Source organism: Neisseria oralis (genome assembly GCF_045062685.1).
GTDB lineage: Bacteria > Pseudomonadota > Gammaproteobacteria > Burkholderiales > Neisseriaceae > Neisseria > Neisseria oralis.
Genome location: NZ_JBJGEB010000007.1, coordinates 22,498 through 42,419, shown reverse-complemented (window position 1 = coordinate 42,419; position 19,922 = coordinate 22,498). Strand labels below are relative to the sequence as shown.

Genomic DNA, 19,922 nt, shown 5'->3' with positions numbered 1-19,922 from the left:
TGTTTTCAGACGGCCTGCACACTCGTGCGTGCCGCTTCCGAGACCTGCCGCGCCGTTACCGCCGCAAGGCTGTCCACCAATCTGACGCCGAACGTACCGCTCTGCGCCGCCGCCAGCCCTTCGGCCGCCGTCTCGCCCGCAACGGCATACACCGTGCACGCCTCGGCGGCCGCGTCCAAATATTCCTGCTCCGGCGCCACGGCCAGAAACGCCGCGATGACCGAACCGAGCAGGCAGCCCGAAGCCGTGATTTTCGGAAACAGCGGCGTACCGTTCGCCACCGCGACTGTGCAGAGGCCGTCTGAAACATAATCGGTCGCGCCGCTCACCGCCGCCACGCAGCCGTAACGCTTCGCCGCCGTTGCCGCGACTTCCGCCGCATTTGCCGCGCCGCCGCCCGCGTCGACCCCTTTACCCTGCCACGCGCCGCCCGCAATATAAGCCATTTCCGCCGCATTGCCGCGTATGGCCGCAAACCGGACTTCGGCCAGCAGCCGCTCCACCGTATCGCGCCGGAACTGCGTCGCCGCCGCGCCGACCGGATCGAACACCACCGGAATCCCGCGCGCGTTGGCCGCCTTCCCCGCCGCCAGCATCGCCTCGACGGTCTGCCGGCGCAACGTGCCGATATTAATCAGCAGCGCGGAACATATCGCCGCCATGTCCGCCATTTCCGATACTTCGTCCGCCATAATCGGCGACGCGCCGAGCGCCAGCAAACCGTTGGCGGTAAAATTCATCGCCACGCCGTTGGTGATGTTGTGTACCAACGGATTTTGCCTGCGCACCTTGTCTAAAAAACGAATCTGCATAATCACCGCTCCGCTAAACGTGTTGCCGGCCGTCTGAAACCGCGCCGGAATACAAAAAAGCACGCCTTCCGAACCGGGCGGAAGCCGTGCTTTTCCAAAAAACGAAAAAATACAAAAAGTTTCATCAGTTTCCTACGCCAGCATTATCTGTATCAGGTTCACGGGTATCATCTCAGCCGCCACCCGTTACGGCAGCAGCACCCCGACTTCTGCGGCTATCTTAGCGCAAACCGGCATACCGGCGCAAACCGCGCCGTTCACTTCATTGAGGCCGTCTGAAAACAGGCCGCGCGTCGCTGCAAATAAGCAAACCACCACTTAATTAACGGTATATTACAAAAACAAGCCGTAAAACCTCTTTTTATGCCTAATAAAACAACATTTTCCTAAATAAATGTAAAAATGAAATTGCAGATTAAAACAAAACGATTTATATTATCATTAACAATTTTATACAAAAACTGATTCTCCACAATAACGGGCTATTTCAATCATTCGAGATATTTAAGCCATGAAACCATCACACATACTCCCCCTTGCCGCCCTTATCGGCAGCATCTTCGGCAATCCCGTTTTCGCCGCGGACGACGCCGCATCCGAAACCGCTCCCGCACAGACCGAACTGAAGCAGGTAACGGTAAAAGGACATCGCAACGCGCCCGCCGCCGTGGAACGGGTCAACCTCGGCCGCATCCAACAGGAAATGATACGCGACAACAAAGACTTGGTGCGCTATTCCACCGATGTCGGCCTGAGCGACAGCGGCCGCCATCAGAAAGGCTTTGCCATTCGCGGCGTGGAAGGCAACCGTGTCGGTGTCAGCATCGACGGCGTGAGCCTGCCTGATTCGGAAGAAAACTCACTGTATGCCCGCTACGGCAATTTCAACAGTTCACGCTTGTCCATCGACCCTGAGTTGGTGCGCAACATCGACATCGTAAAAGGGGCGGACTCTTTCAATACCGGTAGCGGCGCCTTGGGCGGCGGCGTGAATTACCAAACCCTGCAAGGACGTGATTTGCTGCTGCCGGAGCGGCAGTTCGGCGTGATGATGAAAAACGGTTACAGCAGCCGCAACCGCGAATGGACGAACACAGTCGGCTTCGGCATGGATAACGGCAGCGTCGATGCAGCCTTGCTGTATTCACAACGGCGCGGCCATGAAACCGAAAGCGCGGGCAACCGCGGCTATGCGGTGGAAGGTGCGGGCAGCGGCACGAATATCCGCGGTTCGGCACGCGGCATTCCTGATCCGTCCAAACACAAATACCACAGCTTCTTGGCCAAAATCGGTTATCAGATTAACGAAAACCACCGTATCGGCGCGTCGCTCAACGGCCAGCAGGGACATAATTACACAAATGAAGAATCTTATAATTTGATGACTTCCGCGTGGCGCGAAGCCGACGATGTAAACAAACGGCGCAATGCCAACCTGTTTTACGAATGGACGCCTGATTCAAATTGGTTGTCGTTGTTGAAGGCAGACTTCGATTATCAGAAAACCAAAGTGGCGGCGGTTAACAACAAAGGCTCGTTCCCGATGGATTATTCCACCTGGACGCGCAACTACAATCAGAAGGATTTGGACGAAATATACAACCGCAGCATGGACACCCGATTCAAACGTTTTACTTTGCGTTTGGACAGCCAGCCGTTGCAACTGGGCGGGCAGCACCGCCTGTCGTTCAAAACCTTCGCCAGTCGGCGTGATTTCGAAAACTTAAACCGCGACGATTATTATTTCAGCGGCCGTATTTCCCGCACGACCAGCACGATTCAGCATCCGGTGAAAACCACCAACTACGGTTTCTCGCTGTCCGACCAAATCCAATGGAACAACGTGTTTTCAAGTCGCGCGGGCATCCGTTACGACCACACCAAAATGACGCCGCAGCAACTGAATGCCGACTGTCATGCCTGCGACAAAACCCCACCCGCACCCAATACTTACAGCGGCTGGAGCGGTTTCGCCGGTTTGGCGGCGCAACTGAATCAGGCTTGGCGTGTCGGTTACGACATCACTTCCGGCTACCGTGTCCCCAATGCGTCCGAAGTGTATTTCACCTACAACCACGGTTCGGGTAATTGGTTGCCCAATCCCAACCTGAAAGCCGAGCGCAGCACCACCCACACCCTCTCCCTGCAAGGACGCGGCGAAAAAGGCATGCTGGATGCCAACCTGTATCAAAGCAACTACCGCAATTTCCTGTCTGAAGAACAGAAGCTGACCGCCAGCGGCGAACCCGGCTGCACCCAGATGGATTATTACTACGGTCTGTGCAGCGACCCCTACACCGAAAAACTGGATTGGCAGATGCAGAACATCGACAAGGCCAGAATCCGCGGCATCGAGCTGACAGGTCGTCTGAATTTGGACAAAGTAGTCTCTTTTGTCCCTGAAGGCTGGAAGCTGTTTGGTTCCGTGGGTTACGCAAAAAGCAAACTGTCGGGCGACAACAGCCTGCTTTCCACCCAGCCGCTGAAAGTGATTGCCGGTATCGACTATGAAAGTCCGAGCGAAAAATGGGGCGTGTTCTCCCGCCTGACCTATTTGGGCGCGAAAAAGGCCAAAGACGCGCAATACACCGTTTATGAAAACAAGGGCTGGGGTACGCCTTTGCAGAAAAAAGTACAGGATTATCCGTGGCTGAACAAATCGGCTTATGTGTTCGATATGTACGGCTTCTACAAACCGGTGAAAAACCTAACCCTGCGCGCGGGCGTGTACAACCTGTTCAACCGCAAAGACACCACTTGGGATTCCCTGCGCGGTTTGTATAGCTACAGCACCACCAACGGGGTCGACCGCGACGGCAAAGGCTTGGAACGCTACCGCGCGCCCGGCCGCAACTACGCCGTATCGCTGGAATGGAAGTTCTAAACCCGTTTAACCGTTTTCAGACGGCCTTCAAATCATCAAAAGGCCGTCTGAAAACAACACCCGAAAGGACACACAATGAGCAATGAAATCACTTTTGCCAAAACACTCAAAGAAAAAACCGCCACCATCCACGACAGCGTAGACAATCTGGTGATGTCGGTTGAACCTTTCGCCAGCAACGAAAACTACATCAAGTTTTTGAAACTGCAATCCGTGTTCCACAAAGCAGTGGACCACATCTACAAAAACCCCGAACTGAACAAAGTCATTCCCGAACTGGAATACATGGCGCGTTACGATGCCGTGGTCAAAGATTTGGCCGATTTGGGCGAGCGGCCCTACGAATACGGCAAACCGCTGCCGCACGAAACCGGCAACAAAGCCATCGGCTGGCTCTACTGCGCCGAAGGCTCCAATCTGGGCGCGGCCTTCCTGTTCAAACATGCGAAAAAACTCGATTTCAGCGAAGAAAAAGGCGCGCGCCATCTGGCGGCCCACCCTGCCGGACGCGGCAAACACTGGCGTGCCTTTGTCGAACTCCTAAACGCCCTGCCTTTGAGCGAAGCCGACCAAGCCGAAGCGATTGAAGGCGCGAAAGAAGCGTTCGCCTTCTATAAAGTCGTGTTGCGCGAAACCTTCGGCCTGCCCGCAGGCGCGGAAGCGCCGGAAGGAATGCAGGCGCACCGCCATTAAGCCGTTCATTCAATAGGCCGTCTGAAAACAGTTTTTCAGACGGCCTTAACCGTTTTCCCGCCCCCGCCGAACATCCAAACCTGCAACACCCCAACCGTCATAATTCCCGAAATCCCCACCATTTGGCCGCCGGCGATATAAATCCCGCCCCATATCCGCTATAATCGCCCATTCTCCCCCATTCAAACAGGTACAACTATGGCGCAAAGCCGTTTCAACCAAACCGGTCCCAAAATCGGCCTGAGCGTACGCCTTGCCGAAACCCAAGCCGAAATCGAAGCCGCGCAACGCCTGCGCTATCAGGTCTTCGCCCAAGAACTGGGTGCGGAAATCGAAAGCGACGACGGCCGCGACGTCGACCCTTACGACCAATACTGCCACCACCTCCTCGCATTCGACGACGCCACCGGCGAAGTCATCGGCTGCTACCGGCTGATTACCGAAGACACCGCCCAAAAAGTCGGCGGCTGGTACAGCGAACACGAATTCGACCTCACCCCGTTGAAAGACATCCTGCCGCAAACCGTCGAACTCGGCCGCGCCTGCACCCACCCCGACTACCGCAACGGCGGCCTCGTCATGCTCCTGTGGACGGGGCTGGTCAAATTCATGAAAGACGAAAACCTGCGCTTCATGATAGGCTGCGGCAGCATCGAAATGCGCGACGGCGGCTGCGACGCGGCGGGACTCTACCACATCCTGAAAACCAAATACCTCGCGCCGGAACAATGGCGCGTCAAAGCGCTCAACCCGCTGAAATGGGATCGGATCACACCGTCCGAGAACCCCGTAACGCCGCCGCTGATTAAAGGCTACCTCAAAGCCGGCGCGTGGTTTTGCGGCGAACCTTGCGTCGACGAGGCCTTCAGTTGCGCCGACGTGCTGATTATGATGGACATCACGAAACTGAGCGACCGCTATCTGCAAAAATTCGCCCCCCGCCCATAAACGTCAGGGCACACAGGCCGTCTGAAAGTGCGAATCCAGCCTTTCAGACGGCCTGAAACGATTCAAACCCACACGCCCGACACACACAAACACACTCCCCCTTTGACATGACTGCCAAACTACGCTTCGCCTTCCGCCTTTCCTGCATCGCCGTCTGCCTGCTTTACGGCATGGCGGAAATGTTCTTCCTGTTTCCCTTTTACAGCAAACGGCGCAAACTGCGCGCCATCCAGTTGTGGTCGCTGCGCGTGCTCGCTTCCTGCGGCATGAAGCTGGAAACGTTCGGCACGCCGCCCGTCGAAGGCCGCGGGCAGCTCCTCATCTGCAACCATATCTCCTGGCTCGACATCATGGCGGTAAACGGCGCCTTTCCCGGCCGCTTCGTCGCCAAAGACGACGTTGCCAAATGGCCGGTGGTCGGCTATCTCGCCACGCAGGCGCAAACCGTTTATGTCACACGCAACAAAGGCACCAAAGGCAATACCGCCAAAATCAACAACGTTACCGAAGCCCTGCAAAACGGCGACACGGTCGCCCTGTTTCCCGAAGGCACCAGTACCGAAGGCCGAGAAATCCTGCCGTTCAAACCCAGCTTTTTTCAGACGGCCTATAACGCAAACGTCCCGCTGATTCCCGTACTCTGCCGCTACCCCAACCCCGACGGCAGCAGCCCCAACCCGCACATGGCCTACTACGGCGACATCAGCCTGTGGCAATCCATCTGCATGATTATCGGCCAGCCTTCGGGCAAAGCCGAGCTGCATTTCCTCGACCCGATAACCGCCCCCGAAGACCGCTACGCCGCCGCACAGGAAGTGCACGCTCTGTTGAGCCGGAAACAGCAGGAGTTGGGCTAAAACCGTTTATCCGGTGCCGGCAAACCGTATTTCAGACGGCCTGCCCTTCTATCGGCACCGTCAACACGAATCGGTCCGCCACTCAAATCAAAATAAAAGGCCGTCTGAAAGCATCTCCCGCTTTCAGACGGCCTCATCACTATCCGCAAAAGCCGCCAATCAGTATTTCACCGAATCATTGCCGCTTTTTTTCTGGATAAACTCGATTTTATAGCCGTCGGGGTCTTCGGCGAAAGCGATGACGGTCGTGCCGTGCTTCATCGGCCCCGCCTCGCGCACGACTTTTCCGCCCTTCTCTTTTACACGTTCGCAGGCTTTGTAAGCATCGTCCACCTCAATGGCGATATGGCCGTAGGCATCGCCCAAATCGTAGCTTTCGGTGTCCCAGTTGTGGGTCAGTTCCAAAACCGTGTTTTCGTCCTCGCTGCCGTAGCCGACAAAAGCCAGCGTGAACCTGCCTTCCGGATAATCGCGGCGGCGCAAGAGTTTCATGCCCAAAACGTTTTGATAAAAATCCAGGGATTTTTCGAGGTTGCCGACGCGCAGCATGGTGTGAAGCAGGCGCATGATTCTGTTCCTTTCATTATTTTCTAAACGATTCATTCTAACACACTCTCCGGCCTCCCGCCCGAACCGCGCAACGTCCATACGGAACGCATACACACTTCTTTGCATTCTATATTTGGCCGCCGCTATTGTCAGCGGCGGCGAAATTCGTTATAACACTATCGTTAAAGTTTATTTACACTGCTTTTTTATTCAGAAAAGGATTAAGAGATGAGAATCGGTATTCCAAAAGAATCTCTGGCAGGCGAAACCCGCGTGGCCTGCACACCCGCTACCGTCTCCCTGTTGCAGAAACTGGGTTTCGAGACCGTAGTCGAAAAAAACGCAGGTTTGGCCGCCAGCCTTGACGATGCGGCTTTCCAAGCGGCAGGCGCGACCGTTGCCGACAAAGCGACGGTTTGGGCCTGCCCTTTGATTTATAAGGTCAACGCGCCGTCCGAAGGCGAGCTGCCGCTGCTCAAAGAAGGGCAAACTATCGTCAGCTTCCTGTGGCCGCGCCAAAACGAGGCTTTGGTCGAAGCCTTGCGCGCCAAGAAAGTGAACGCGCTGGCGATGGACATGGTGCCCCGCATTTCCCGCGCGCAGGCTTTGGACGCTTTGTCTTCGATGGCAAACATCAGCGGCTACCGCGCCGTGATTGAAGCCGCCAACGCCTTCGGCCGTTTCTTCACTGGTCAAATCACTGCCGCAGGCAAAGTGCCGCCCGCGCAGGTTTTGGTGATTGGCGCCGGTGTGGCGGGTTTGGCGGCGATTGGTACGGCAAACTCGCTCGGCGCAGTGGTGCGCGCGTTCGATACCCGCTTGGAAGTGGCGGAACAAATCGAATCGATGGGCGGTAAATTCCTGAAACTCGACTTCCCGCAAGAATCGGGCGGCAGCGGCGACGGCTACGCCAAAGTGATGAGCGACGAATTTATCGCCGCCGAAATGAAGCTCTTTGCCGAGCAGGCGAAAGAAGTGGACATCATCATCACCACCGCCGCCATTCCGGGCAAATCCGCGCCCAAGCTGATTACCAAAGAAATGGTGGAAAGCATGAAATCCGGCTCCGTCATCGTCGATTTGGCGGCGGCGACGGGCGGCAACTGCGAACTGACCAAACCGGGCGAATTGTTCGTAACCGACAACGGCGTGAAAATCATCGGCTACACCGACATGGCAAACCGCCTTGCAGGGCAGTCTTCCCAGCTTTACGCCACCAACTTGGTCAACCTGACCAAGCTGTTAAGCCCGAACAAAGACGGCGAAATCACGCTGGACTTCGAAGACGTGATTATCCGCAACATGACCGTTACCCGCGACGGCGAAATCACCTTCCCGCCTCCGCCGATTCAAGTTTCCGCCCAGCCGCAGCAAACGTCGTCTGAAAAAGCCGCACCTGCCGCCAAGCCTGAGCCGAAACCCGTTCCCCTGTGGAAAAAACTTGCGCCCGCCGTCATCGCCGCCGTGTTAGTGCTGTGGGTCGGCGCGGTCGCGCCCGAAGCGTTTTTGAACCACTTTATCGTATTCGTTCTCGCCTGCGTTATCGGCTACTACGTCGTTTGGAACGTCAGCCACTCGCTGCATACCCCGCTGATGTCCGTGACCAACGCCATTTCCGGCATCATCGTCGTCGGCGCGCTGCTGCAAATCAGCCAAGGCAACGGTTTCGTGTCCCTGCTTGCCTTCATCGCCATCCTGATTGCCAGCGTCAACATCTTCGGCGGCTTCTTTGTAACGCGGCGGATGCTGAATATGTTTAGGAAAGGGTAAAAGCATGACTTTAGCCTACTGGTGCATCCTGCTTGCCTACCTGCTGCCGCTATTTTGCGCCACCATCGCCAAAGCGACCGGCGGTTTCAAGCCGTCGGACAACCGCAATCCGCGCGAGTTTCTCGCCCATACGCAAGGCTTGTCGGCGCGCGCCAATGCCGCGCAGCAAAACGGCTTCGAAACCTTCGCGCCCTTTGCCGCCGCCGTTTTGGTGGCACACGCCACAGGCAACGCCGAACAATCGACCATCAACCTGCTGGCCGTGTTATTCATCGCCTTCCGCCTCGCCTTTATCTACTGCTACCTGACAGATAAATCAACCATGCGGTCTTTGACGTGGGCGGGCGGATTATGCTGCATTATCGGGCTGTTTGTTGCCGCCGTTTGACGGTAGAGGCCGTCTGAAAACAAGCGTAGCGAGTTTCGCTAAAACATTTTTTTCAGACGGCCTGAAACCCGATTCCCCAATATTTAGGAGTTCGACCATGAAAGCAAAATGCCTGTGCGGCAACGTATCTTTAGAAGTGGAACACGACAAACACGTCCACGCCTGCCATTGCGGAATGTGCCGCATTTGGGGCAGCGGCGCGACGTTTTCGCTGATTGCCGCCAAACCGCCGAAAATCGACGGCGGTGAAAACATCGCCCGCTACCATTCGTCCGAATGGGCGGAACGCGCGTTCTGCAAAAACTGCGGTACCCACCTGTTCTACCATTTCCTGCCGAACGACAGCTATTTCGTCTTCGCCGGACTGTTTTCCGACAACGCCGATTTCAAATTGGAAGAGCAGATTTTCATCGACGCCAAAGCCCCCTATTACGAACTGGCAAACGACACGCCCAAGCTGACCGAAGAAGAATTTTTGGCACAATTCGGCGACGGATAATGTCGCTTGGGGCAACGGCTGTCTGAAAGTCGGGCAGGGTTGAGCTTACCAACCCGACCTGCCCTGCTACGAAATACAAAGGAAATTAGTATGAAAAAGTCTTCCATCATTATCTTGATTTCATCATTTTTTCTTACTGCTTGTGATTTGGGCTTTCCAAGGATGTCTGTCAATTATGATCACCTGCCTAAAGGAGAAATCAAAGAATATATTACTAAAATATTTCCCAATAAACCGGAGAAAGAAGAGTTGGGAAAAATGGTTTCGTCCCATTTAAACGGCGACAATAGCCCTGAAAATATCCAAAATGTAGTTTCAAATATGGGTATGACTTGTGCGGCAGGAAAAGAGTTTTGCGAATATAACGGGTATATTCGGTCAAGAGCTACAGGAGGACATTCCGGAAGCGGTCGTGCAAAACATATTTACCGCATCATTGTCTCTCCTAAAAAGGGGTTGGATTCTTTGAACGTTGAAAAACAAATCGTAGAAGATACTGAAAAAGGAAATTGAACATGGCAGATACCGGAAATTATAAAATCGTTAAATCACAACTTCCGCTAATTGGTGGCACGGCAGGACATAATTTTATTGTCGTATTGGACCCGAATAACCGTCCGATACACGAATTAAACGGGCTAGCAACTTCACAAGACGGAGAAATTAAACCAATAGGTTATTTACCTTCTGACAGATTACGTGTCTACAATGAACAAGAAGCTAAAATGAGGTTTTATCATCCCTCTCAAAACCAAGAAATAGTTTTCGAGGGAAGCTACGAAGAAGTCATGCATAAATTCAATTTAGGGTATGAAATAGGCCAAGAAATTAACAGACGCAATCCCTCATACCCTATATTGGGCTTGGGACAGAACAGCAATTCGGTTGCTTCTACCTTGTTAAGGGGCATGAATTTAAAAGACCCTGATTTGGGAATGGCCCTTACGCCTGGAGAAAATTCTTTGTTAATCCCTGAAGAAGAATTGAAACGTATCCGTCAAAATTGGGAACAACAACATAAATCCTTAAATTCTTCTCAAGAGAAACCCCAATCCAAATACGAAAAAACTATGGCTATGCTGCAAGGATTATTGAATGATACCGACGGTTCGTATGCAAAAAAACTTTTGGCTGATAATCCTGACAAAGTTGCCAGTTTCAACGAAAGAGTCCAACAGGCTTTAGAAGAAGAGCGGCAACAACAGCTAGTTGCTCAAGAAAACCAAAATATTCAACAAGAACAACAACGAGGCTTCTCCCGTTCTGTCTAAGCAAACATTGCCCTGACTAATGCAGCTTGAAGAGGCCGTCTGAAAAACGGTTTTCAGACGGCCTTAATACCTGTTTCACAATCAGTTACTTTCACAAATAATTGGAGAATCACCATGTCTTCAGGACTCGTTACAGCGGCGTACATCGTAGCCGCGATACTGTTCATCTTCTCGCTGGCGGGGCTGTCCAAGCAGGAAACCGCCAAGCAGGGCTGTTATTCCGGCGTAGCGGGGATGGCGGTCGCCTTGTTCGTTACCGTGTTTTCCGAAAACACCAACGGACTGGGCTGGATCATCATCGCCATGCTTATCGGCGCGGCCATCGGCATCTACAAAGCCAAAAAAGTAGAAATGACCGAAATGCCCGAGCTGATTGCGCTCTTGCACAGCTTCGTCGGCTTGGCGGCGGTTTTGGTCGGCTTCAACAGCTATATCGAGCCGGGCGACATCTCATCCGATATGCACACCATCCATTTGGTCGAAGTCTATTTGGGCATCTTCATCGGCGCTGTAACCTTTACCGGCTCGCTGGTCGCGTTCGGCAAGCTCAACGGCAAAATCAGCAGCGCACCGTTGCAACTGCCCGCCAAACACAAGCTCAACCTCGCCGCATTGGTTTTATCCTTTATCCTGATGCTGGTGTTCGTATCCGTTGACGGCAGCGGCCTCATCCTGATCCTGATGACCCTGATCGCGCTCGCATTCGGCTGGCACTTGGTCGCCTCCATCGGCGGCGCGGATATGCCCGTGGTCGTGTCCATGCTGAACTCCTACTCAGGCTGGGCGGCCGCAGCAGCAGGCTTCATGCTCTCCAACGACCTGCTTATCGTAACCGGCGCACTCGTCGGCTCCAGCGGCGCAATTCTGTCCTACATCATGTGTAAAGCCATGAACCGCTCCTTCATCTCCGTCATCGCAGGCGGCTTCGGTACCGACGGTTCCGCCGCAGCCTCAGGCAGCGAAGAAATCGGCGAATACCGCGAAGCCAAACCCGCCGAAGTCGCCGAAATGCTGCGCAATGCAAGCAGCGTCATCATCACCCCGGGCTACGGTATGGCAGTGGCGCAGGCGCAATACCCCGTTGCCGAAATCACCGAGCTTTTGCGTAAAAACGGCGCCGAAGTACGCTTCGGCATCCACCCCGTCGCCGGCCGCCTGCCCGGTCATATGAACGTACTGCTCGCCGAAGCCAAAGTCCCCTACGACATCGTGTTGGAAATGGACGAAATCAACGACGATTTCCCCGAAACCGACGTAGTGCTGGTTATCGGCGCGAACGACACCGTCAACCCCGCCGCCCAAACCGACCCGAACAGCCCGATTGCCGGCATGCCCGTATTGGAAGTGTGGAAGGCAAAAGAAGTCGTCATCTTCAAACGCTCGATGAATACCGGCTACGCAGGCGTACAAAACCCGCTGTTCTTCAATGAAAACAGCGTGATGTGCTTCGGCGACGCGAAGAAAACCGTTGACGAGATTTTGGCGGAATTGAAGAAATAACATTTAGAAACCAAGACAAAAGGTCGTCTGAAAACCTGATTTCAAGGTTTTCAGACGACCTTTTCTTATAAACAAATCACGCCAAACACCCTCCTCTGCCGTCATTCCCGCGCAGGCGGGAATCCATTGGTGGGATTAGGTTTGTTTGAATTGTTCTTAAGATTTCTTCGCCGAAAAGTAGATTCCCGCCTGCGCGGGAATGACGGTAGTGCGACAGAAATCTATGTCTCTACGCGCAACCTGCCCCCTCTCCCGTCTGGCGGGAGAGGGCTGGGGAGAGGGTGGCTTTACGGGCTGCACCAATTTGATTTTGCCTAAAGCCGCAAAGCCACCCCCATCCTAACCTTCCCCCGCTGGACGGGGGAAGGAACAAGGTTGCTGCTGCGACAAAAGGTTGTCTGAAACCGTAAACTCAGTTTCAGACAACCTTCTCCTTTTTTGCCATTACGCAATACTATAAAATCCGTGCTGCCGCCGGACGCGATATGGCTTGAAATTCAATAAAGGGAACGAAGAAATGGCGAAATGGAATATCTGGAAGAAAATCACGGAAACAATCAGTAAAAGTAAGACTTGGCTGGATGGACAGAGCAATGCGGTAAAAGTTTTGTGTGCAGGAGCCATGTCAGTAATCATTTTTGTGCTTGCTTATCTTGCAGCCATCAGAAACAGCGACAGCAATTCCGTCGGCTATTGGAACTTCATCATTCTGATTGTTTCCGCCCCTGTCGCTTTCGTCATCTGGCATTTCCGCGATGAAAACAACAGGCAGCAAATCGAGAACCAGCGCAAAGACATTAATCTGAAAGAATTTCAAAAACTATCAGAATGGGTCAGCGGAGTACATTTGCCGGAAATAAAAACCGTCAGTAAAACCACGCAGAAAAGCAGCTCAAAAGACGGAGCAGAAATTACAGAGCAAACGATGGAACAATCCGAAGAATATGCCAAAAAGCCGGATGCCGCCGATTTCGATACATTCAGCAAACGGGAGGGCGCGGTCGCTTTGCAGATTTCCGCCATTTACAACCTGCTGCCGTTTTTTCGAGGAGATTACGGAGAAAGTTTCCGTTTACCAGCGTTCAATTTATTAAAATCCGCTTGGCAGGCGATGCAGCAGGATAGTTTAAATCAGTTGGAAGTGGATAATTTATCCGATGAAAAACGGACGGAAATTATTGTTGATTTAGTAAAAAAAGCAAACCGCCCTATAGGGGTGGCTTTAACTCATATACTATTAAGTTTGAATCAGGGAAACACGAAACTCAATCTGCGCGATTTTCCTGAAATGCTGCCTAATATTTGCTTGGCTGGAATGAATTTTTCCTTGGGTGGAGTGAGTGAAATTGCTAAAGATTTATCGGGTTTGAATTTGAATGGAATTGATCTTCGGGGAAGCTTCTCAATAGAGGTTCAGTTTCAAGGAAGTCAATTGTTTATGGCTAAGTTACAATATGCCCAATTATCGTCAGTAAATTTTCAAAATGCAGATTTATCGCTTGCTAATTTACAGAATGCGGATTTACAAAATGCCGATTTAAGAGAATGTCAATTTGAATGGACGCAACTAAAACATAGAGAGACGCTGTCTTTCGCAAAAATAACAGTAAAAGATTTTATTGAAAAAATTTATCCTGATTGGAAAGAAAAAAATGATTCAGAATGGGAAGCATTGACGGAAGATGAGCAAACGAAAGTAATGCAACAATTCTGTAATGAAACAGGGATGCGGATTTTTGATGAAGAAGGGAAACGAATAATACCTCCCCTTTAGGAAAATAAAATCTGACTTCAATCGTGATTTACGCCCCAAAGGTCGTCTAAAACCGAAATCTTGTTTTCAGACGACCTTTTTTCATAATCAGACCATGCCCCCGTCGTCATTCCTGTGCAGGCGGGAATCCATCTGTGGGATTAGGTTTGTTTGGATTGCTCTAAAGATTTCTGTTGCTGAGAAATAGATTCCCGCCTACACGGGAATGACGGTAGTCAGGCAGAAATTGATGCAGAGACTTGCAGCCTGCCCCCTCTCCCGTCCGGCGGGAGAGGGTTGGGGAGAGGGTGGCTCTATGGGCTGCACCAGTTTGATTTTGCCTAAAGCCACAAAACCACCCCCATCCTAACCTTCCCCCGCCGGACGGGGGAAGGAACAAGGTTGCTGATACGGCAAGGGGTCGTCTGAAACCGCAAACTCAATTTCAGACGACCTCTTCTTATGAACAAACCACGCCAAACACCCTGCTGTCGTCATTCCCGCGCAAGCGGGAACCCATCGTAAATTCTAAGAAACAGATGTTTAAGAACAGCTGCCGAGATTTAAAAGTCGATTCCCGCCTGCGCGGGAATGACGGTAGTCAGACAAAAATTTATGCTGCGACTTGCGACCTGCCCCCTCTCCCGTCCGGCGGGAGAGGGTTGGGGAGAGGGTGGCTCTATGGGCTGCACCAGTTTGATTTTGCCTAAAGCCACAAAGCCACCCCCATCCTAACCTTCCCCCGCCGGACGGGGGAAGGAACAAGGTTGCTGCTATGGAAAAAGGTCGTCTGAAACAGAAATCCCATTTTCAGACGACCTCTCTTCATCACTCCGCAAGATCTCTAACACTCAAGCGGACAATCCCAAACGGGCGGCTTACCGCAAGCCGTTTGCGTCCAGCCATTTCTCCAAGTCTTCCACGCTGATTTTGCTGCCGTTTTCTTCCAAATCCAGCTTGTTGACTTGTTTGCCTTTGCCGTATTTCGCCAAGACGGGAGCCGCCGAGTTTGTATTGTCGGCAGCGGTGCATATGCTTCGGTATCCGCTCTGTCGGCGGCCGTCTGAAACGGTTTGATGAATATGAAGGCCGTCTGAAAACCTGATTTACGGTTTTTCAGACGGCCTTTTGCTTTCCTGCCGGCTTACAACAAATCCGGCAATGCCGAAGGCGATGCGATGCGGTGGTCGAACGGCCATGTTTCGGTTTGGTCTTCGGCGGCGATATAGCCCCAGTCGGCAAGTATGGTTTTCATGCCCGCGTTGCGTCCGGCCTGCATGTCGCGTTCGGCGTCGCCGACGTAAACCGTGTGTTGCGGGTCGGCATGGATTTGTTCGCACGCATACAGCATGGGTTTGACGCTGGGTTTGGATTCGCCGCAGGTGTCGCCGCTGACGACGACGGCGGGCGGGATGACGAAGCCGAGTTTGGGGACGAGTTTGTCGGTGAAGCGCATGGGTTTGTTGGTGATGATGCCCCATTTGATGCCGCGTTTGTCGAGTTCGGCAATCATTTCGTTCACGCCGTCGAACAGCGTGGTTTTGTCGGCATAGCAAAGGCTGTATGCTTCAAGGCATTCTTGCCGCCATGCTGCGAAATCAGGATGTTCGGCAGTCATGCCGACGCCGATTTTCAACAGGCCGGCCACGCCGTGGCTGGCATACGGGCGGATTTCCTCGATGCTTTTTTCGGGCAGGTTGTGGCGGCGCAATACGGTGTTGAGTGCGCCGCCGAGGTCTAGGGCGGTGTCGGCGAGCGTGCCGTCGAGGTCGAACAATACGGCTTGTATCATGTGTTTTCCTTTGGTGGAGGCCGTCTGAAAGGTTTTCAGACGGCCTTGTTGATTTAATGGCTGTGGCTGTGATGTGCTTCTGCATAGGGCGAACACAAAATCTCGTTTTTGTGCGGGTGGTGTTCGCTTTCGATTTGGATGGTGCAGTGTCCGATGTTTTTGTGGGACAACTCGTGTTCGATGCGGTAGGCGATTTGTTCGGATTCGGCAACGGTCATGCTGCCGTCCACGACGATGTGGCAGGATAAAACGTTGATATTGCTGGTAATCGTCCAGACGTGTAAGTCGTGGACGGATTTGACGCCGTCGGTATTGCGGATGACGGCGAGCAGGTCGTCGGTGTGGATGTTTTCGGGCGCGCCTTCCATGAGGATGTGCAGCGTTTGTTTGAGCAGGCTCCAGCCGCTGCGTCCGACCAGTGCGGCGACGAACACGCTGGCGAGCGGGTCCGCCCATTTCCAGCCGAACGCCATCATGAGTACGGCGGCGGCAATCGCGCCGATTGAGCCGACAAGGTCGCTTAAAACGTGCAGATACGCGCCGCGCATGTTGACGTTGGCTTCGGTGTCGCTGTTTTTCAGCATGTAAACCGCCACGCCGATGTTGACCAGCAGCCCGATGACGCTGATGACGAGCATCCCCAGCGTGGCGATTTCGGGCGGATAAAGCAGGCGTTTGACGGCTTCATAGAAAATCAGCACGGCGATGACCACCAGCGACAAGCCGTTGAACATGGCGGTGAGGATTTCAAAACGTTTGTAGCCGAAGGTCTTTTGCAGCGTGGTTTCTTTTTCGCCGAGTTTGAACGCCCACAACGCCACGCCCAAGGAAAATGCGTCGCTGAACATATGCCCTGCGTCGGAAAGCAGCGCGAGCGAATGGGTCAGCCAGCCGCCGAACGCCTCCAGCAGCATAAAGGCAGCGATGATGATAAACGACACGCGCAATACTTTTTTGTTGGCGGTATGCGTGTGGGCGTGTGCGTGATGATGGTGTTCGTGATGGTGAGACATAACGTTCCTCAACAGAGGTCGTCTGAAAATCCGGATGCAGGGTTTTCAGACGACCTTTTTGCCTTGTTTCAAACCCTGCTCGAAATCTTCCAACATATCCAATTCAAAGCGGCTGAAGCCCGCTTTTTCGCGCGCTTCGATGTTCACATAGCCGCGGAAGATAAACATATCGTAACGGGCAATCAGACTGCGGAACAGGGCCACAGGTTCCAAACCGCGTTCGCGGCAGAGGTGCTGATACCAATGGTTGCCGATGGCGACATGGCCCACTTCGTCGCGGTAAATGATGTCCAACACGCCGCAGGTTTCCGAATCGCCGCGCTGTTCCACCTTCGCGCGTATCCCCGGCGTAACGTCCAGCCCGCGCGCTTCCAACACGCGCGGCACCAACGCCATGCGCAACAGCGGGTCGTAGGCGGTTTTATACGCCATGTCCCACAAATGGTTGTGCGCCTCGAAATCGCCGTAATCGAAGCCGAAAGCGCGCAGCCTTTTGCGCATCAGGCGGAAGTGGTACACCTCTTCCTTCGCCACCCGCACCCAGTCGCGCACAAACTGAAACGACAGCGTGCGGAAACGGTATGCCGCGTCCAAAGCCAGATTGATGGCGTTGAACTCGATATGCGCAATCGCGTGCAGCATCGCCGCATAGCCTTCGGCCGTGTTCATCTTGCGCGGCGTCAGTTGCGACGGTGCGACCAAAACAGGCTTCGGCGGCCGTCCCGCGTGGCGGAAGTCCAGCGGCGGCGCGGCTCCTCCGGCAGTCAGCCCGTTATCTTCAACGGCGGCGGACAAGCTGTCTACCATCTCGCCCTTGCGGTCGGGATGGTGCTCCAGCAAAGCCTGTTCCAACAAGGGATAAGGGTTGTAAGGCATATCAATCCAATCGGACAACGTTGCCCCATTATACCGCAGGCCGTCTGAAAACCCGCCCGAATAAAAACCGGCCTGCTAGGCCGGTTTGGAAAAATGCTCGCAATCAGAATTTATACTGCGCACCCACGCCCAGATAATCCGCACCTTTCCATTTCACGTCTTCGTCGCCGTTGCGTTTGAAATAGTGGTCGTAATCCGCGCGGACGGCCCAGTTGTCGTTGACGTCAACCGTCGCACCCACGCCTGCGGTGGCGCGGGCTTTGGTGTCGGAGTCTTTCGCACCGGCAGTTTTCGATTTGTGCCGCACGCCCGCCACGCCCGCTTTTGCAAACACGCGCGCTTTTTTGGCGACTTTCGTGCCTGCGGTCAGGCGTCCGCCGTAAGTGTCGTTGCGCACTTCCACTTTTTCGTTGCCGAGGTTTTCAGGCGCGTCGTATTCCTGTTTGTCGCCGCCCTGATAATACACTTCGCCGCCCAGCCATTCGTTGAACTGGACGCCCGCACCGACTTGTCCGGCGGCGGAAGTATCGCGGTCTTTATTGCGGCGGTTGCCCCGTTTCACAGAAGCCCCGTCGCGCAACGCACCCGCCGTACCGAACACATACGGACGCGCACCGGCTTTTTTTTCGGCAGCCGGCTCGTTTTTGACCGGAGCCGCTTCGGCGGCGGGTTCGGGTGCACGCTCCGGCGGCAGCGGAACGGCGCGCGGCGCGTTACCCGAAAACCAGTTGTCGCACTGCTGCATACTCGCGCGGGTCGGTTTGCCCGAAGCATCCAGATACACGTTCACCTGCATATCCGGGCTGAACGGGATATATTTGCCTTGCAAGGCTTTGGACACACCGTCGCGCCCCATCCTGCGGCCCACGCCCTTATCGCACGCGCCCAAACGGTATTGCGGACCCAAATCCTTAATCGTCGCCGCTTGGACGCTGGTTTCGCCCGGGCGTTTCAAAGTCGGTTTATGAGTAAACGATTCATAAAATTTGGCCTGACCCGACTGCACCGCCGCATCGCATTCTTCGGCGGTGTCGTAGCCCACGTTGCCGTGCGCATCGCTCACCATGCCCGCATGGGCCTCGAAAGCAACGAAAGACGCGCCGACGGCGGCCAAAGCGGACAGCAATTTGATATTCTTCATAAAAGTCTCCGGTAAAATCCATGCCCGCATGCGGCGGACATGTCGCATATCTCATATACAATCTTAATACAGCCGCTGCCGTTTGGCTAACCGCATGTAATTTAAAGTAGCAATATTCAAATAACATTACCGCATTTACAACAATAAAATACCGCACAAAACAATAAACCTGCAACAAAAATACCAAAACCCGATTAAATAAATGTGAAACCGATTTCCGCCCCAATCATAGAAATCCATTGAATTTCAACGAATTAAAAACCAGCACCCGTTTTTACAAAAATTAAACGCCGCAATTAAGGCTTGTTTCCCGCCGAATAACACCTATACTAAGTCGCACTTAAACTATCCGGCAGCACGGACGCACCGTCCGCATGCCGCGAATCCACCACATCCAGCCGAAAGGAAGGACGACACATGAAACAAAACACCCTGCTGAAATTCCTTGCCGCCGCAGGCCTGAGCATAACCGTCGGGCTTGCGCAGGCAGGCGCGGTCGACGCGCTCAAAAAGTTCAACAACGATTCAGACGGCATCAGCGGCAGTTTCAGCCAAACCGTCAAAAGCAAAAAGAAAACCCAAACCACCAACGGCACATTCCAAATCCTGCGCCCCGGCCTGTTCAAATGGGAATACACCAAACCATATAAACAAACCATCGTCGGCGACGGCAAAACCATCTGGCTCTACGACGTCGATTTGGCCCAAGTAACCAAATCCGCCCAAGACCAGACCATCGGCGACAGCCCCGCCGCCATCCTCTCCAACAAAACCGCGCTTGACAGCAGCTACGCCCTCAAAGAAGACGGCGCAAGCAACGGCATCAGCTACGTTTTGGCCACGCCCAAGAAAAACAACGCCGGCTACCAATACATCCGCATCGGCTTCAAAGGCGACAACCTCGCCGCCATGCAGCTTAAAGACAGCTTCGGCAACGAAACCACCATCAGCTTCAGCAACCTGAACACCAAACCCAACCTCTCCCGCAACGCATTCAAATTCACCCCGCCCAAAGGCGTGGACGTATTGAGTAACTGATTTCTGCGTCCTCAAACAAAGGCCGTCTGAAAATTTTGTTTTCAAACGGCCTTTTATTGTCAAAAACAGAAGGAAACTATATCACCGCAGCAACCAAAACCTCGTCTGCCGTTATCGTTATTGCTTGCATTTACAACA

20 protein-coding genes and 1 riboswitch are annotated in these 19,922 nt (G+C 53.5%); of the genes, 12 read left to right on the top strand and 8 right to left on the bottom strand.

All coding sequences use genetic code 11. The annotated features are described in order from the left end of the window. Positions 1-5 precede the first annotated feature (5 nt). Complete coding sequence (gene thiM, locus ACI43T_RS07840; RefSeq protein ID WP_405386341.1) at positions 6-812, bottom strand: hydroxyethylthiazole kinase; 807 nt, start codon at positions 810-812, stop codon at positions 6-8. A gap of 112 nt (positions 813-924) precedes the next feature. Beyond that, positions 925-1,027: riboswitch (TPP riboswitch) on the bottom strand. Then, complete coding sequence (locus ACI43T_RS07835) at positions 999-1,130, bottom strand: hypothetical protein (protein WP_405386339.1); 132 nt, start codon at positions 1,128-1,130, stop codon at positions 999-1,001. It overlaps the preceding riboswitch by 29 nt. A gap of 193 nt (positions 1,131-1,323) precedes the next feature. Here ACI43T_RS07835 and ACI43T_RS07830 point away from each other — a divergent pair, with 193 nt between their 5' ends. The 4 genes from ACI43T_RS07830 (at position 1,324) to ACI43T_RS07815 (ending at position 6,194) form a co-directional block, all read left to right on the top strand. Continuing rightward, complete coding sequence (locus ACI43T_RS07830) at positions 1,324-3,696, top strand: TonB-dependent hemoglobin/transferrin/lactoferrin family receptor (RefSeq protein ID WP_405386337.1); 2,373 nt, start codon at positions 1,324-1,326, stop codon at positions 3,694-3,696. Positions 3,697-3,771: 75 nt separating this feature from the next. Beyond that, entirely contained in the window at positions 3,772-4,389 is a 618-nt protein-coding gene (locus ACI43T_RS07825) for a biliverdin-producing heme oxygenase (protein ID WP_405386335.1), read from the top strand. A 198-nt stretch (positions 4,390-4,587) separates the two neighbouring features. Further along, positions 4,588-5,337 carry a GNAT family N-acetyltransferase gene (locus tag ACI43T_RS07820; RefSeq protein WP_405386333.1) on the top strand — a complete coding sequence of 250 codons (750 nt, stop codon included), beginning with the start codon at positions 4,588-4,590 and terminating at the stop codon, positions 5,335-5,337. Positions 5,338-5,444: 107 nt separating this feature from the next. Further along, the gene (locus ACI43T_RS07815; protein WP_405386331.1) at positions 5,445-6,194 is read left to right on the top strand and encodes a lysophospholipid acyltransferase family protein; all 750 of its coding nucleotides are present in this window, start codon (positions 5,445-5,447) and stop codon (positions 6,192-6,194) included. A gap of 159 nt (positions 6,195-6,353) precedes the next feature. Here ACI43T_RS07815 and gloA read toward each other — a convergent pair whose 3' ends face one another. Then, positions 6,354-6,761, bottom strand: a complete 408-nt coding sequence (gloA, locus tag ACI43T_RS07810) for a lactoylglutathione lyase (protein WP_293276876.1) — start codon at positions 6,759-6,761, stop codon at positions 6,354-6,356. A gap of 210 nt (positions 6,762-6,971) precedes the next feature. Between gloA and ACI43T_RS07805 the strand changes: the two genes are divergently transcribed. The 7 genes from ACI43T_RS07805 to ACI43T_RS07775 all read left to right on the top strand — a co-directional run bounded on the left by ACI43T_RS07805 (position 6,972) and on the right by ACI43T_RS07775 (position 13,945). Continuing rightward, a complete protein-coding gene (locus ACI43T_RS07805) occupies positions 6,972-8,513 on the top strand; it encodes a Re/Si-specific NAD(P)(+) transhydrogenase subunit alpha (protein WP_405386329.1) in 1,542 nt (513 codons plus the stop codon). A 4-nt stretch (positions 8,514-8,517) separates the two neighbouring features. Continuing rightward, positions 8,518-8,901, top strand: coding sequence for an MAPEG family protein (locus tag ACI43T_RS07800; RefSeq protein WP_405386327.1), 384 nt, complete (start codon positions 8,518-8,520; stop codon positions 8,899-8,901). A 97-nt stretch (positions 8,902-8,998) separates the two neighbouring features. After that, positions 8,999-9,400 (top strand): GFA family protein, encoded by a 402-nt coding sequence (locus ACI43T_RS07795; RefSeq protein ID WP_405386325.1) that lies wholly within the window; start codon positions 8,999-9,001, stop codon positions 9,398-9,400. Between the two features lie 90 nt (positions 9,401-9,490). After that, positions 9,491-9,913 carry a hypothetical protein gene (locus ACI43T_RS07790; RefSeq protein ID WP_405386323.1) on the top strand — a complete coding sequence of 141 codons (423 nt, stop codon included), beginning with the start codon at positions 9,491-9,493 and terminating at the stop codon, positions 9,911-9,913. Between the two features lie 2 nt (positions 9,914-9,915). Beyond that, on the top strand, positions 9,916-10,671 hold the full coding sequence (locus tag ACI43T_RS07785) for a hypothetical protein (protein ID WP_405386321.1): 756 nt from the start codon (positions 9,916-9,918) through the stop codon (positions 10,669-10,671). 114 nt (positions 10,672-10,785) lie between these two features. Further along, the gene (gene pntB / locus ACI43T_RS07780) at positions 10,786-12,171 is read left to right on the top strand and encodes a Re/Si-specific NAD(P)(+) transhydrogenase subunit beta (protein WP_405386319.1); all 1,386 of its coding nucleotides are present in this window, start codon (positions 10,786-10,788) and stop codon (positions 12,169-12,171) included. 517 nt (positions 12,172-12,688) lie between these two features. Continuing rightward, complete coding sequence (locus ACI43T_RS07775) at positions 12,689-13,945, top strand: pentapeptide repeat-containing protein (RefSeq protein ID WP_405386317.1); 1,257 nt, start codon at positions 12,689-12,691, stop codon at positions 13,943-13,945. A gap of 195 nt (positions 13,946-14,140) precedes the next feature. Here ACI43T_RS07775 and ACI43T_RS07770 read toward each other — a convergent pair whose 3' ends face one another. From ACI43T_RS07770 to ACI43T_RS07750, 5 genes are all read right to left on the bottom strand, one after another. Next, complete coding sequence (locus ACI43T_RS07770; protein WP_405386315.1) at positions 14,141-14,275, bottom strand: hypothetical protein; 135 nt, start codon at positions 14,273-14,275, stop codon at positions 14,141-14,143. 793 nt (positions 14,276-15,068) lie between these two features. Continuing rightward, positions 15,069-15,716, bottom strand: coding sequence for an HAD family hydrolase (locus ACI43T_RS07765; RefSeq protein ID WP_405386313.1), 648 nt, complete (start codon positions 15,714-15,716; stop codon positions 15,069-15,071). Between the two features lie 53 nt (positions 15,717-15,769). Further along, complete coding sequence (locus ACI43T_RS07760; RefSeq protein WP_405386311.1) at positions 15,770-16,729, bottom strand: cation diffusion facilitator family transporter; 960 nt, start codon at positions 16,727-16,729, stop codon at positions 15,770-15,772. Between the two features lie 45 nt (positions 16,730-16,774). Continuing rightward, positions 16,775-17,605 (bottom strand): ferritin-like domain-containing protein, encoded by an 831-nt coding sequence (locus ACI43T_RS07755; RefSeq protein ID WP_405386461.1) that lies wholly within the window; start codon positions 17,603-17,605, stop codon positions 16,775-16,777. 103 nt (positions 17,606-17,708) lie between these two features. Then, the gene (locus tag ACI43T_RS07750; RefSeq protein WP_293276853.1) at positions 17,709-18,746 is read right to left on the bottom strand and encodes a porin family protein; all 1,038 of its coding nucleotides are present in this window, start codon (positions 18,744-18,746) and stop codon (positions 17,709-17,711) included. Between the two features lie 417 nt (positions 18,747-19,163). Between ACI43T_RS07750 and lolA the strand changes: the two genes are divergently transcribed. Continuing rightward, positions 19,164-19,784 carry an outer membrane lipoprotein chaperone LolA gene (gene lolA / locus ACI43T_RS07745; RefSeq protein ID WP_405386309.1) on the top strand — a complete coding sequence of 207 codons (621 nt, stop codon included), beginning with the start codon at positions 19,164-19,166 and terminating at the stop codon, positions 19,782-19,784. Positions 19,785-19,922 lie beyond the last annotated feature (138 nt).